Origin of the sequence: Paenibacillus sacheonensis (genome assembly GCF_009909195.1) — a bacterium.
GTDB lineage: Bacteria > Bacillota > Bacilli > Paenibacillales > Paenibacillaceae > Paenibacillus_Z > Paenibacillus_Z sacheonensis.
This window is the reverse complement of record NZ_JAAAMU010000022.1, coordinates 1-14,171: the sequence shown is the minus strand read 5'-3', so window position 1 is coordinate 14,171 and position 14,171 is coordinate 1. Positions and strand designations below refer to the sequence as shown.

Here is a 14,171-nt window from a genome sequence, read left to right as displayed (position 1 = left end):
GAACGCATACATGACCCGACGCTACAAAGCGGCCTTCTCGCTGCTGTTGTTCGTCCTGCCCGCACTCGTGCTCTACCTCATCTTTCTGATCATCCCGATGCTGCAGGGCTCATACTACAGCTTTACGGACTGGAACGGCCTGAACAAGACCTACGACTTCGTCGGCATTCGCAATTTCGTCGAGGCGCTCCGGGATGATCGCAACTTCCGCACGGCAATTTGGTTTACCGCCAAATACGTGTTCTTCGCCGTCGTCTTCCAGAACGTGGTGGCGTTGCTGCTGGCGATGCTTATCGAATCCCGCAAGCGGGCCAAAGGGCTGTTCCGGACGATCTTCTTCATGCCGAACATGCTCAGCGTCATCATCAGCACGTTCATGTGGGTGTTCGTCTTCTCGAAGGTGCTTCCGGCGCTGTCCGAGCATGCTGCCTTTAAGTTTCTGGATTTGTCCTGGCTGGGCGATCCGAGCGTCTCGTTCTGGTCGATCCTGCTCGTCTCGCTCTGGGGCGGCGTCGGCACGCTGATGCTGATCTACATGTCGGCCATTCAGGGCATCCCCCAACACCTGAAGGAAGCGGCCATCATCGACGGAGCGACGCCTTTCCATATGCTGCGCTACATCACGCTGCCGCTGATCGCGCACGCGCTGACGATCTGTATTTTCCTGACCTTGAACAGCTCGTTCAAAGTCTATGACCTCATCTATGCCTTGACCGGCGGAGGTCCCGGACGGGGCACGCAGCCGATTACGATGAACATCTTCGAAGAAGCGTTCCAAGGCAACAACCGGTACGGCTATGCCAGCGCCAAAGCGATCATCCTGTTTCTGATTATCTTCGTCATCACCATGATTCAAGTGACGGTCATGAAGAAACGCGAGGTGGAAGCATGAGCAGACGCCTTTATTCCGCGCTTGCATGGCTCGTGCTCGCTTTGCTGGCGGTTTATTTCCTTTTCCCGATCTACATGGCTATCGTCAATTCGTTCAAGACGGAGGGCGAAGTGTACAGCTCCGTCTTGGGCTTGCCGGCTACGTTCAGGTTCGACAATTACATGGAAGCGTTCAAGAAAGCGAACATGCTGCACAGCGGCTTGAATACGATCATCGTCACCGTGACGGGCATCGTCGGCATCGTCGTCTGCAGTTCCTTGGCCGGGTATAAGCTGTCCCGCACGCGGGGCCGGCTCAGCAATTGGATCTTCATGCTGTTCGTCGCCTCCATGCTCATTCCGTTCCAGACGATCATGGTGACGCTGACCAAGATGGCGCGGAACCTCGGGCTGCAAGGCTCTCCGTTCGGTCTCGGCGTCGTCTGCGCGGGCCTTGGCGTCAGCATGGCGATCTTCCTCTACCACGGCTTCGTAAAAGGCATTCCCCGGGAGTTGGACGAATCGGCGAGCATGGACGGCTGCGGCGAATGGAAGGGCTTCTTCCTGATCATCTTCCCGCTGCTCGTGCCGATTACGTTTACAATCATCGTGCTGAACCTGCTTTGGCTGTGGAACGACTTCCTGCTGCCGGTGCTGCTGCTTAACGATTACCGCAAATATACGCTCGTCCTGACGATCAACATGTTTTTCGGCAAATACAGCCGCGATTGGGCGCTCATTCTCGCGTCGTTGATCCTGTCGTCGATTCCGATCGTCGTGATCTTCGCGTTCTTCCAGCGATGGGTTATTCAGGGGATTACGGACGGAGCGGTTAAGGGGTGACAGCGGACGTATAGCACTCGTAATGCGGAGGTCGGGACGATAGTGAAGTGAGGACTCGACGGCAGCCGGTCATTCGATCAGCTGCCTTGACCTTATTAAAAAATGAATCTTATTAAAGATAGAGAATTGCAAAATAGCGCAACTTCTACAGAAAAAAAGCAATTCGGATCAAATCCGAATTGCTTTTTTTACTGCCCAAAGAATCAAAGAAAGGGAACTTAGAAAAAACAAAACGAAAATAGAGTTATATGGTGTATGACACTAAACTAAAAGTAATGACATTAAATAGTTGTCGGGTGACAAAAACATTATCTCATTACTATTTTGAGAAAAGCCATAAGTTTATTCTCCCTTACCTAGGCATGGTTAGAGCCCGAACTATTCAGTTCAGAAAGTATAGAAGTTTATTTTTTCGTTGACTGTATCAAGCTTGTGCTCAAGCGTTCGGCTTTTTAGAAGCTTCATTCGTTGAGCCAAGGGCAGTTTAATGGAATAATCGAAACATCTTCGCGATTCCAATCGTCCTATCATGTAAAGGATTCTGTGTCATGATAAAGATAAATGGGAGACTGATGAAAATTATTGGTTGGCTGAGTAGCTTGGGTTTTAGGACGCATATGTTATTTTCGGTTGGAGTCGGAATCATTGTAGGAGTACTTACGGTGTTAGGACAAGGAGTGCTTCCAGGAAACTGGGGTTCCCTTGCCAATTCAGGAACTGTTTGGCTGATTCCAGCTTTTTTTGTAGGAGGATGGGGGCCTTCGAAATTAAAGTCGGCCGTAGCAAGCACCCTATCCCTTTGCGGTATGATAATAGGCTATTACGGTTACGCCATGATGATCCAAGATATCGCTCACTCGATCTTTTATATTCTAGTTTGGACGGGAGCGGCCATTTTGGGCGGTTTGATTTTTGGAATGGCCGGTTATTTGTGGGGGCAGGATCAAGGTAGGAAACATAAATACGGCAGCGCCCTGATTGGCGGAGTGTTTATCACCGAAGGATTGGATTTATATTTACACATTGATGACTATGGTCATATGTTACCTGTTGGAGCAGTTAAAATCATTTTCGGTCTTATTCTCCTTGTGGTATTAGAACGTTCGAACAAGGAACGTGTCTCTTCTTTACTGGCTTTGGTTCCTGTTATTGTTTTAGGATTGATCGGATATCAAATTCTGCATTCAATCACATAACGATTATAAGTATTCGGAAACAGCATTTTTTACATGAACCGGGGATGATTGCAATCCGTTGTGGCGATCTCAAAATAAAACTTATTAAATCGCCTAAGGGAAACTAAGGATGTAACCTGCTTTTGCGGCTTCGACAAACAGTTCTCCTTGCTGCGCTAACAGGCAGTTTGCTTCCGATATTTCAATTTACTATTGTGAAAAAGCGAGAATAACAGGGCAAATGGAATGTGAATTCTTAAGGGAGGTAAAAAAATGATAGAACAAGTTACGGTCGTGGCAAACCCTGCCTATCCACTCGAAGGACTTTTAACATTGCCGGATGACTCCAACGAAAATATCCCGGCAGCGGTATTCGTTCATGGTTCAGGACCCTTGGACAAAGATGAAACCATCGGTGCCAATAAATTATTTCGAGATTTGGCAGAGGGGCTAGCGAGCAAAGGAATTGGTTCGTTGCGCTATGATAAACGCACGCATACCTATGGCAAAGAAGTCATAGCTGAACTTGGCGGCAAACTTACAGTAAAAGAAGAAATAATCGAGGACGCTATTAAGGCGATCCATTTGTTGAAAAAAGACCCTCGCGTTGATGCAAATCGCGTATTTTTGATTGGACACAGTCAAGGCGGGATGCTCGCTCCCCGAATCGACGCCGAAGGCGGCGATCTAGCAGGGCTCGTACTCTTAGCCGGTACCGCCAGAACGCTTGAAGAAGTGATCCTCAATCAAAACGAAGACTCCATCAAGCAGCTTGAAGAAGCTCAGCAAGAAATCGCCTTAAAGCAGGTCAAAGAACTACAGGATAAGTTCGACGCCATTGATAAAATGACAGAAGAGATGGCGCAGCAAACCCCATTATTTGCTTCTGTTTACGGCTGGTATCTTAAAGAGATGAAGCAGCATCCTGTTCGTGATTATTTCGCTCAGAGTAAAAAAACGACTTTCGTGATTCAGGGCGATCAAGATGTGCAGGTGTCGGTCGAAAAAGATTTTGACCGATTCCGCGAGATGTTAAGAGACAATAAAAACGCTTCTTTTAAGCTATATCCCGGCTTGAACCATCTATTCATGAAATCGATATACGGGACACTGAAAGATATTTGGCAAGAATATAATATCCCGCAAACAGTGGACTCTGCCGTTGTAGAAGATATTGCTCATTGGATATTGTCCGTTAAGACCGCGACAACCCTGTAGAAAAAGTACTTCTGAAGAACTATCGAACAAAATGGTCGTTTATTCGCAGGATCTCTCCAATGGAAAAATGGCTATCCGGATAGAGGAGGGATGACCGTCAAGTTGAGCAACCGAAGCGCATACGGAACAGAAGGGGCGAGTTTTCGCTCCTTTTTTGTACTGCTCTGCTGCACGCTGCTCCACGTCACTCCGGAGGCTTTCTCTCCCATTTCTCGACGGGACGATGCCCTTTCATTCCTTCGTTACGCTATCCGATGGGTGAAGGCTGGTTATCCAAACGGTACGGGTCTATGCCCTTGATCGCCATCAGCGGCGCGGCTGGTGAGTTCCGGGCCAGAGCAGCCGCCACTTCACCTTCGATAACCTGCAGCTGCTCCGTAGCCAGATCATACTCAGCAAGGAGCTGTTGGAGATGAAGAAGTCCATCCTCCGCGTACCTCCCGATAGATGCATAGGGACTCCCCTTAAAGGTTGATACATATATTTACAGCTAGGGATAATTTCCGTAAGGCGAAGAAAGGGAGGAGTAAACATGAACATAGCAAATATAGACCAACAAGCTGCAATGCGGCCGGGCATGCCAATATTTCCGTCTGGAGCGGACAAGATGTCTCCCCCCTATCGGCCAATACACGCTCCCCAGCTGCAGCCGCAATTACACCGCTCCTCGCATCGTCTCCAGGAGTATGCACCGAGCCGCCGCTTGGAGTCTCATGTGACTGCCTATTGGATCGTGGATTTCCTGCCGGTGCCGGGCAATCCAGGTCATCGAGTCATCCCGGATGGCTGTGTGGATATCGTCGTGGATCTGCTCGCTTCTTCAAGTCGGCGTGCCGCCTATGTTGTAGGGCTAACGACACAGTTCGAAGTGTTGCAGTTTGCCGAAGCACGCTCGGTATGCGGCATACGATTGTATTCGGAGTCTGCTCACTCGATTCTAAATGCGCCCCTGTCGGCGTTTATGACGCACCGTGTTTTTCTGGAAGACATTTGGGGAAGTGAGGCGTTGGATTGGGTCGAAAAGCTGCAGGCTGCCAAGACAAACCCGGACATTATTGAGACTGTCGAGCAACGATTGTGCAGCATACTGAAAGACGCCGATGCTCCGGCTCCCACATTGGTGCACCAGAGCATGCGGTATATATACGACTACAAAGGAATCCTATCCGTAACGAAGCTGGCGGATAAGGTTAACTTCAGCGAAAGACATCTGCGAAGGGCTTTTGAAAGAGAACTTGGACTGAGCCCGAAGGAGATGATGGGCATCGTCCGCTTTCAGAGCGTACTGCAGGAGCTGTGCAGAGGAGATTATCCCAGCTTGACGGATCTCGCGCTTCAATACGGTTATTACGATCATTCGCACTTTTCCAGTACCTTTACGCGTTATTACGGATTGCCTCTCAAACATCTGACAAAGTTGGGGTGAGGAAGTCCGTTTTTTACTATTGGGTCTTCGAGAACATCGGTACAATGGGGATGAAAATAACACACAATGATGGGAGCTGCAAAGCATGACGGTTCAGTTAAAGCGAGTCGGTATTTACGTAGAACAGATGGAGAAGGCTTTGAAATTCTACCGTATGCTGGGGTTAACTATTCCAGTCAGCGCCAATGTAGGGCACCATGTAGAAGTGGAGCAAAACGGACTCCGTTTTGCCTTCGACACCATAGACTCGGTAAAGGGCGTGTTTGAAGGCTGGGAAACGCCAGTCGGATATCGGATCGAGCTCGCCTTCCAGTTAGACAGCCGAGAGGCGCTGGACGAGGTGTATCGACAATTGACGGTGCTTGGACAAGGTGGATATCTCGAGCCGCGCGACATGCCTTGGGGAGAACGATATGCGATTGTGAAGGACCCTGACGGCAATTTGATTAGTCTTGTCGCATAATTCCTATGATCCTTTTGTAAAGGATAAAAAAGTTGAACCCAGATAGGAAGCTTTGCGGATGCCGATAAACGTAAGCGTCAAACAGCCCACACCGTGCTTGCATGGTGTGGGCTGTTTGACGCTTACTTATAAACTATATACCCAGCATCGAAAAGTGACGTATCAGAAAAAACTGCATTGCTCATTGTACCCATTGAACTGGTTGCATCGGATAAATCATACCATCTACGGCATCGTCGACGACGATTACCGCAACGTTCATTTTTTTTACCCTGATACGATTCGGTTCCTCGTCGGGCAGCGGAATTGCGGTTAACGCAATACCCGGATGGCTATTTTAAGCAAGCTGATGCTGCGTAACCGCCGAGATAAAGTCCGCCTCATGTTCGCGTCTCTGCTTCCCCCGCCGCCGAAGGGCCGGTCATCAGTCAGCATGAATTGCGTAACTGCGGCAGCTTCCGTTTTAATTTACTGACTTTACAACTTCTATACAACTCCTCCTTATTGTGAATATATCCCCGTCCTATACTGTATTTGCACGAGGAAGATAAGGAGGAACTTATTGTACGCAGCAAATCAACTAGATATAAATGGTCCAACTGGATTATTAACGTCTTCCTGAATTTTCATTTTAGGTTAGATCAGGTATCGGATTATTGAATACCAGTCTCTGCTCGGCCTCATTGAAGGACACGGTGAAGGAGTTAAACTGGTATCCCTTAGTTTTAAAAATCCCAAAAGGCTGGTTCTGCGCGAGTGCCACCGATGGATTTGCTCGAAGGCAAGACAGTGAATGGAGCCTCGGTTCTAGCTATTAGAGGCGAAGAGAAGGTTCATAAACTTGTGGAAAACTGCTGGAAAAACACGTTAATGAAAATAGGCAAGCCGAGTTAATACAAATCTCGGTGCAATGCAGGGGACGGAGGGGAATAATATGCCGCAAACGACAACCCGATACATGCCTGGCCTGGACGGTTTGCGTGCCATCGCCGTACTCGCGGTTATCGCTTATCATTTCGGTTGGTCCATTGCCTCAGGGGGGCTATTGGGCGTCGAGTTTTTTTCGTCTTATCCGGTTACCTGATTACCGATTTGCTTATGGAAGAGAAAAGGAGCACTGGAAGGATTAATATCCGTCAGTTCTGGACCAGGCGGTCCCTTAGGCTGCTTCCAGCCATGCTGCTTATGCTGCTTGTCGTAACTGTATATCTGACGATTACCCAGCCCGGAAGATTATCCGATATTCGCGGGGAGCTGATGTCGGCACTAAGCTACACTAGCAACTGGTATCTGATCTTCCGGCAAGTTTCATATTTCGAAAGCTTTGGGCCCTTGTCACCGATAGGACACCTATGGTCATTGGCGGTGGAAGAGCAGTTTTACCTGCTTTGGCCATTGTTCTTGTGGGGAATGATTTGTCTCATTCCCTTCCCAACGCGAGGTAAGCTGGCAGTAGCGACTCTGGCTGTTGCGGTTGTTTCGTTCACGGCAATGGCAATTATGTATGAGCCGGGAAGTGATCCAAGCAGGGTCTACTACGGAACGGATACGCGTGCGTTTGGGTTATTGATCGGTGCAGGATTCGCCATTGTTATTCCAAGCCGCAAGCTGGCCGTGCCCCTCCGTAAGGGGAGCGTTACACTGGATGCCTTCGGTGCCGTAGGGTTTTGTATTTTGCTAATGATGATCGCGAGCACGGACAAATATGACGATTCGTTGTACAGAGGTGGTTTGCTTGTCTTGTCCGTCACCTCCGGACTGGTCATTATCGCCGCGGCAAGCCCGTTCAGCAGGATGGGCAAGCTTTTGTCCTGGAAGCCGCTACGCTGGATTGGGGTTCGTTCCTACGGGATCTATTTATGGCATTATCCGGTACATGTGCTAATGAGCACGAAAAACTCTTATGAAGAGCAAGGTTTTCTTTATCAAGTAATTCAATTAACGATCATTTTTATCTTATCGGCATTGTCTTATCGTTACCTCGAGAAGCCGATACGTAACGGTAAGCTCTTCAAGTTTAAAGAAAAGGAGAAAAAAGGCATGAAATCCAAGATGAAGAAGGGTATTCGTACAATAACATTGTCGGCTATCTTTATGATTGTTTTAATTTGCGCAGCATGTGAGGGAGCAGCGAACAAACAACCGGCGGATTCCACTGAACCAACCACTGAGGCTGCTGCAAATGATCCTGGATCGACATCGGATCTTACACCGAGCCTTACGCCTGGCGAGACTCCCGATACAACGCCAAGCATTGCGCCGGAAAAGCAGGGGGCCGTTGGAGTGACCGCGATTGGTGATTCGGTAATGGTAGGAGTAAAGGCGGATTTGGAAAAGCTTATCCCCGGCATCGTTGTGGATGGCAAAGTCAGCCGGCAATTATCGGATGCGATTGATGTAGTTAATGCACTGAAGTCAGAAAACAAGCTGGGGCATGCCGTTGTGATCGAGTTGGGCACAAATGGACCGTTTACTTCAAATAAATTAGATGCGCTCTTGGCTGCGATCGGAGACGACAAGCAAGTGTATCTTGTTAATACGCGTGTTCCAAGAGAATGGCAGGATACGGTTAACAAGACGCTGGCCAAAGCGGCAGACGAACATTCGAATGTGAAATTGATCGATTGGCATGCGTTTAGCGAAGGAAAATCGGATTGGTTCACAAAAGACGGTGTTCATCTGCAAACGAACGGAGCGGAATCTTACGCGGAATTAATCGCTGACACGATCGGTTAGTTGTATGGAGATATTTGGAAGATATCTTGATAGGATTATCTCAGTTTTTTTTAATATTTGAAGATTACAATGAGATCACCTATATAAATGATAAGCGGGGAAACCGGCGTGGACAAAAAAATACTGATCGTCGAGGACGATCCCAACATTTCCAACATCATTAAAATGAATCTGGCTCTTGTTCTCTATCAAACGGTGCAGGTCTATGACGGAATAGCAGCGCTTGAGGCCATGGAACGGGAAAGGTTCGATCTCGTTCTCTTGGATGTCATGATTCCTAAGCTTGACGGCTTTGCCCTGATGGAGAAAATAAGGCCTAAAAACATACCCGTTATTTTCCTGACCGCAAAAAACGCGGTATTTGATAAGGTGAACGGACTTAAATTAGGCGCTGACGATTATATGGTGAAACCATTTGAGGGAATCGAGCTGCTTGCGCGCATTGAAACCGTCCTTCGCAGATACGGCAAGGAAGAAGCGCAGATTAACATCGATGAGGTTTGCGTGTATCCGGACAAGCGATTAATTACTTTAAGAGGCGAACCCGTGGAGCTGACGCCTAAAGAGTTTGATCTGCTTGTCGTTCTACTCAAAAACAAAAATATCGCGCTTTCGCGGGAGCAGTTTCTCGATAAAGTATGGGGCTTCGATTATTATGGCGATACAAGGACTGTCGATATGCACATTAAATCGCTTCGCAAAAAGCTTGGATTTCAGGACCGGATCAAAACGATTTTCAAAATCGGTTACCGGCTGGAGGATTAGCCATGAAGTTTTGGCTAAAAATTTTTTCGTATTCGATCGTGGTATTTATCCTTATTTTTAACGCGACTTCTCTCATTGTGGTTGAACGAAATCATAGCAAAATGCTGACCCGCGAAATCAATAACGCGTTAAGCCAGAACATGAACATTCATTCGAGCGTGGACGCAATTATACCTATCGTTCTTATTTATGATTCCGACGAGTATGCGGAGAACGTGCTCGCCAATATCGCCAAAGGATTCGTCGGAAAGGTCGGGGACCAAGGCGTCTACATGACGATCACCAACGATAAAGGAAAAACGATCGACAACAATACGGATTTCGAGATGCCTCTAGAACGAAGCGAATTGGAACAGCTGAAGGAAGATGAAATTAAGTATATTTTGCGGGATATCGGCGAACGGACGATTCTGTTCACAGCCAATCTGGTGGAGATCAACCAGAAAAAGTATACGTTTACTTATATGAAGGATATTTCTTCCGTTTATCGGGAGCGTGCGGATCAATACAGTTTCTATCTGAAGGTTAATATCATTGCTTGTTCAGCCTACATGCTTCTCATGTTTTTTGTCAGCAAAAGACTGACGATCCCTATTTACCGGCTTAATCGTACCGCACAACGTATCGCCGCGGGAGGTTTTTCCGAACGGGCCGAGACAATGACGAAAGACGAAATCGGCGTATTAGCGCATAATTTCAACGTTATGGCATCGGTCGTAGAGGATAAGATTACAGATCTGGAACGCCTAAATCGGGAGAAGCAATTGTTCATCGATAATTTCACGCATGAATTAAAAACGCCTCTAACTTCCATTATCGGATATGCGAATTTTCTCCGAACGGCAAAAACAGACCCTTCCCAGCTTCTTGAAGGATTAGAAGTCATTCTGTCAGAGGGGAAGCGTTTGGAATCCCTCTCATTTAAGCTGATGGATTTGATCATGCTTGAGGGAACCGAATTCCCATTGGAGGAATTGGATTTCTGCGCCATACTTGCCGAGATCAAGCCTGCTCTGGAATTGAGAGCAAGCGAGAAACGGATGACATTACGCCTATATTGTGAACATGCACGCTTGAAACTGGAGAAGGATCTGATAAAAGTTCTAATTTTTAACTTCGTCGACAATTCGATTAAGGCATCAACAGAGAATCAATGTATAACAATCCGGGCATTCCGCCAAGACGGAGATTACGTGCTTGAAATCGAGGATGAAGGGATTGGTATCGCAAGCGAGCATCTGGACCGAATTTTCGAGCCTTTCTACATGACGGATAAAGCACGAACAAGAGGAAATCACGGGGCTGGACTAGGCCTTTCCATATGCAATAGCATCGCTCGCTTGCATCACGCCGCTATCGGCGTAAGAAGCCAACCAAACCGCGGAACAACATTCTCGCTTACGTTCGGTACGGGAGGGGGGACGAGATGAACAGATTTGCATTAATTCTCGCTTCTGCTGCGCTCTTGCTCATAACGAGTGGCTGCTCCTCTTTCTTCGAAGCTGTCCCAAAAAATGTTGTCATGGTAAAAAAATATAGCGGCGTCGACGAAAGCAGCCAACCCTTAAAAGCAGGAGAGATTCTTTCGTTGCAAACGACCAAGTCGCTTGGCTTGAATGCAGTCAAAAAATATTTCGATAAACAGATTTCTGAAGACGATGTCCAATTTGAATTGACCACGGTTGAGCTGAATGCGCTTAGAGTGCTCGTCGAACATGATATTCGTCCCGACGTAAAGCAAGATGCCGAAGCGAAGCTTAAAGAAGTACCTGAAGGTTTATTTTATCTAACCATTACCTTCCCAGATAATGAAAGATACGAGCTTGTACTAAACGCGAGAACCGGCGATGTGCTAAAAATCTCAAATCAATCGCAAATTGGAGACGTGAGTGCCGGTAACTCCAAAGAGATGACCTCCCATTCCGATTCTGAAAACGTAAATAAGTTTCTTCAAGAAAAGGAAGGTTTAAATCCAAAAGACATTAAGGAAACGGCTGTATTTGCCGAGGGGAAGGCTTCCTATTACTTAATAAACATCGAAAATGATAGCTTGAAATACGTAATTGAATTTGATACGCAGATGAACAAGGTAATGGGATTTAGTAAAGGCATTATGGCTCTGCTTACTTGGGGTTCTAAAGTCACTACTAAAGTCCCTACCATGCAAGAATAACAAATAGCCGTAATAGGACAAGAATTGCCCAGCATGGGCGTCATCTCAAGGGTGAAAGTCCCGAACGGGGAGTGGCGAATGCCTACCGTTAGCCAAGAGTAAGGGTGTCCGCCGCGAGGCGGAATCTGAAGGAAGCTGAAGGCAAATGCACAAACCAAGGTACACGAACTGAACGATTCGAGACTAAGACTTTATTTTCATTGGAAACTCGCTCCTCGACGATGCCCATGATCCGGTTTTTCTATACGCGATCGGATACCCTCCGAATTTATGGATAAGCTAACCTATGCCTATTGTATAGGCCAACTACTACTATCCTTCCGAGGTGAGAAAGATGAACGAGAACGAGTATATGAAGGACATCCGCAAAATCGCACAAACGTATTCAGGGCCGCTCGACGCAAGCGAACTGATCGAACGAGCAGGCAGGGCCAGATTCGCGCTGCTCGGCGAGGCTTCGCATGGCACCTCTGAATTTTATACGCACCGGGCGGCTTTATCGAAGCGTCTCATCGAGGAAAAAGGATATACGTTTATCGCCGTGGAAGGAGATTGGCCTTCATGCTATGCCCTGAATCGCTATATTAAGGGACATGCCGGAACCCATGCGCGGGAAGCCCTGAACGATTTTGCCCGCTGGCCGACCTGGATGTGGGCCAACCAAGAAATCGCCGAATTCGCGGAATGGCTGAGAAGCTCTAATGCCGGGAAACCGGAGGAAGAGAAGGTCGGCTTCTACGGAATCGACCTGTACAGCCTGTGGGAGTCCTTGAACGAGCTGCTTCGATACTTCGAATCAAGAGGCGGCGAGGAGTTAGAGGCTGCCAAGCGCGCGTTCGAATGTTTCGAGCCGCACGGCGGCGACGAGCAAAGCTATGGCGTGGCGTCGTCGTTGTATGGCGAGGGCTGTGAGGAAGAGGTCATTGATTTGCTGCGACGGCTTCAAGACAAGTGGAAGGTCACGCCCATGCAAGACCGGGAGCATGCGCTAAGCGCAGAGTTAAACGCCTTGGCCATCCATAATGCGGAGAATTATTACCGCACGATGATTCGTTACGATGCCGAATCCTGGAACGTCCGGGATCGCCATATGGTCCAAGTTCTTGAGAAGTTGATGGCCTTCCATGGGGAGAGCGCACGAACGATCGTGTGGGAGCATAATACGCATATTGGCGATGCCAGGGCGACGGACATGAGAGACGAGGGCATGGTCAACGTGGGCCAGCTGCTGAGAGAGAATTACGGGGATGACGTATACGCCGTCGGGTTCGGCACGTATGAAGGAACCGTTATCGCCGGAACCTCGTGGGGAGCGCCCGCCCAAGAGATGACGGTTCCGCGCGCGATGCGCGGAAGCTGGGAGGAGCTGCTTCACCGGCTCGGTCCGGAAGATAAGCTTCTTCTTTTCCCCGCGAACGACCCTGCATTAGACGAAGCCATTCGGGGTCACCGCGCGATCGGCGTCGTGTATCATCCCGAAAGCGAGAGGGGGAATTACGTTCCGACTTGCCTGTCCAAGCGCTATGATGCATTTATCTATATCGACCGGACGAAGGCCTTGTCTCCGCTTGTTATCGAATCCGTGCGGGCTTGAGACATGACCTCTTTACAAGTCGCTATAATCGCGGCTTTTGTGCCGGAGGTGATAAATTCGCAGGAATATTGAAGACATTGAAGTCGGAGATCCTCTCGAAGGATGGAGCAGCAACCGGCGACCTAGAATACAAAGAGGTTACGGCAGCGGCATCTCGCTAAGCAGAAACGGGATCTGACTGCACGCTGAAACTTTTTGGAAAGCCGCATCGTATGGAGCCGTAGAGGAGGCGGTATCTTTGAAGTTGTATTTCCGCGATAATTTCTTTAATGCAGGGCAGACGGAGATTTTGAACGAGGAGAACCAGCGAGTCGGCGAAGTCGATCTGCGCAGCATGTTTGGTTCAGGTCTGGACATTTATGACGGCAACGGTAACCCAGTCTATAGCGGCAGTTTCCCGCTTCTGTCGAACAAATGGTCGATCACGGAACCGTCCGGCGAAGAGGTGGGAGTGCTTCGTGCACAAATGTCTTTTTTTTCCAAGAAGTACGAATATGAAGCATTTGAGCGGGGCGTATATGAACTCCTATCGCCGGCATTTTCCCAGGAATACGAAATCACCGATGAGAACGGCGCGCTTGCGGCTTCCTTCGCTAAGGTCAGCAGCTGGTTTGATTCGTCGGCGTATTGCCTGGATAACTTCACGCGCAGCGTTGACAGCTATGAATGGATTACTGTCATTCTCGGAATGCACGAAATACAGAAACGACAGAGGTAGTACCCGGTAACAAAAAGCAGATAAAAAAAGGGCCGCCGTTGCGGAGGCCGCTGAAAAAGTGAAAGAAGGAGTAAGCTCTCCATTTTTGAGGAGCTTGCTCCTTTTTTTCTTTATAATTAAAGCAACATGAGAGAGTGCGGGTGACGAGATGATTCAACAACAGCAGGAAATGATGGTTAGCCCATACGCA

The 14,171-nt window shown here is 48.2% G+C and carries 12 protein-coding genes; all 12 read left to right on the top strand.

Features of this window, described 5'->3' with window-relative positions; translation table 11 throughout:
- Positions 1 to 10: 10 nt before the first annotated feature.
- Positions 11 to 892 (top strand): carbohydrate ABC transporter permease, encoded by an 882-nt coding sequence (locus GT003_RS27375; protein ID WP_161704003.1) that lies wholly within the window; start codon positions 11 to 13, stop codon positions 890 to 892.
- Positions 889 to 1,713, top strand: coding sequence for a carbohydrate ABC transporter permease (locus GT003_RS27370; protein ID WP_161704001.1), 825 nt, complete (start codon positions 889 to 891; stop codon positions 1,711 to 1,713). The genes GT003_RS27375 and GT003_RS27370 overlap by 4 nt, the downstream gene beginning before the upstream one ends.
- 572 nt (positions 1,714 to 2,285) lie before the next feature.
- A complete protein-coding gene (locus tag GT003_RS27365; RefSeq protein ID WP_161704151.1) occupies positions 2,286 to 2,909 on the top strand; it encodes a DUF6518 family protein in 624 nt (207 codons plus the stop codon).
- Positions 2,910 to 3,161: 252 nt separating this feature from the next.
- Positions 3,162 to 4,106 (top strand): alpha/beta hydrolase family protein, encoded by a 945-nt coding sequence (locus GT003_RS27360; RefSeq protein WP_161703999.1) that lies wholly within the window; start codon positions 3,162 to 3,164, stop codon positions 4,104 to 4,106.
- A 532-nt stretch (positions 4,107 to 4,638) separates the two neighbouring features.
- Positions 4,639 to 5,532, top strand: a complete 894-nt coding sequence (locus GT003_RS27355) for a helix-turn-helix transcriptional regulator (protein ID WP_161703997.1) — start codon at positions 4,639 to 4,641, stop codon at positions 5,530 to 5,532.
- 85 nt (positions 5,533 to 5,617) lie between these two features.
- On the top strand, positions 5,618 to 5,995 hold the full coding sequence (locus GT003_RS27350) for a VOC family protein (RefSeq protein ID WP_161703995.1): 378 nt from the start codon (positions 5,618 to 5,620) through the stop codon (positions 5,993 to 5,995).
- Between the two features lie 1,098 nt (positions 5,996 to 7,093).
- Positions 7,094 to 8,731: an acyltransferase family protein gene (locus tag GT003_RS27345; RefSeq protein WP_239566141.1), complete on the top strand. Its 1,638-nt coding sequence runs from the start codon at positions 7,094 to 7,096 to the stop codon at positions 8,729 to 8,731.
- 108 nt (positions 8,732 to 8,839) lie between these two features.
- Positions 8,840 to 9,496, top strand: a complete 657-nt coding sequence (locus GT003_RS27340) for a response regulator (protein WP_161703993.1) — start codon at positions 8,840 to 8,842, stop codon at positions 9,494 to 9,496.
- A 2-nt stretch (positions 9,497 to 9,498) separates the two neighbouring features.
- A complete protein-coding gene (locus GT003_RS27335) occupies positions 9,499 to 10,926 on the top strand; it encodes a sensor histidine kinase (protein ID WP_161703991.1) in 1,428 nt (475 codons plus the stop codon).
- The gene (locus tag GT003_RS27330) at positions 10,923 to 11,669 is read left to right on the top strand and encodes a hypothetical protein (protein WP_161703989.1); all 747 of its coding nucleotides are present in this window, start codon (positions 10,923 to 10,925) and stop codon (positions 11,667 to 11,669) included. Before GT003_RS27335 ends, GT003_RS27330 begins: the two co-directional genes overlap by 4 nt.
- 334 nt (positions 11,670 to 12,003) lie before the next feature.
- Positions 12,004 to 13,263 carry an erythromycin esterase family protein gene (locus tag GT003_RS27325; protein WP_161703987.1) on the top strand — a complete coding sequence of 420 codons (1,260 nt, stop codon included), beginning with the start codon at positions 12,004 to 12,006 and terminating at the stop codon, positions 13,261 to 13,263.
- A gap of 238 nt (positions 13,264 to 13,501) precedes the next feature.
- Positions 13,502 to 13,981, top strand: coding sequence for an LURP-one-related family protein (locus GT003_RS27320; RefSeq protein ID WP_161703985.1), 480 nt, complete (start codon positions 13,502 to 13,504; stop codon positions 13,979 to 13,981).
- The last annotated feature ends 190 nt before the right edge of the window (positions 13,982 to 14,171 follow it).

What these genes read in the sequence shown, in the direction of transcription:
- GT003_RS27375 (WP_161704003.1), top strand. Translation starts at nt 11, where the DNA reads ATGACCCGACGCTACAAAGCGGCCTTCTCGCTGCTGTTGTTCGTCCTG.
- GT003_RS27370 (WP_161704001.1), top strand. Translation starts at nt 889, where the DNA reads ATGAGCAGACGCCTTTATTCCGCGCTTGCATGGCTCGTGCTCGCTTTG.
- GT003_RS27365 (WP_161704151.1), top strand. Translation starts at nt 2,286, where the DNA reads ATGAAAATTATTGGTTGGCTGAGTAGCTTGGGTTTTAGGACGCATATG.
- GT003_RS27360 (WP_161703999.1), top strand. Translation starts at nt 3,162, where the DNA reads ATGATAGAACAAGTTACGGTCGTGGCAAACCCTGCCTATCCACTCGAA.
- GT003_RS27355 (WP_161703997.1), top strand. Translation starts at nt 4,639, where the DNA reads ATGAACATAGCAAATATAGACCAACAAGCTGCAATGCGGCCGGGCATG.
- GT003_RS27350 (WP_161703995.1), top strand. Translation starts at nt 5,618, where the DNA reads ATGACGGTTCAGTTAAAGCGAGTCGGTATTTACGTAGAACAGATGGAG.
- GT003_RS27345 (WP_239566141.1), top strand. Translation starts at nt 7,094, where the DNA reads ATGGAAGAGAAAAGGAGCACTGGAAGGATTAATATCCGTCAGTTCTGG.
- GT003_RS27335 (WP_161703991.1), top strand. Translation starts at nt 9,499, where the DNA reads ATGAAGTTTTGGCTAAAAATTTTTTCGTATTCGATCGTGGTATTTATC.
- GT003_RS27330 (WP_161703989.1), top strand. Translation starts at nt 10,923, where the DNA reads ATGAACAGATTTGCATTAATTCTCGCTTCTGCTGCGCTCTTGCTCATA.
- GT003_RS27325 (WP_161703987.1), top strand. Translation starts at nt 12,004, where the DNA reads ATGAACGAGAACGAGTATATGAAGGACATCCGCAAAATCGCACAAACG.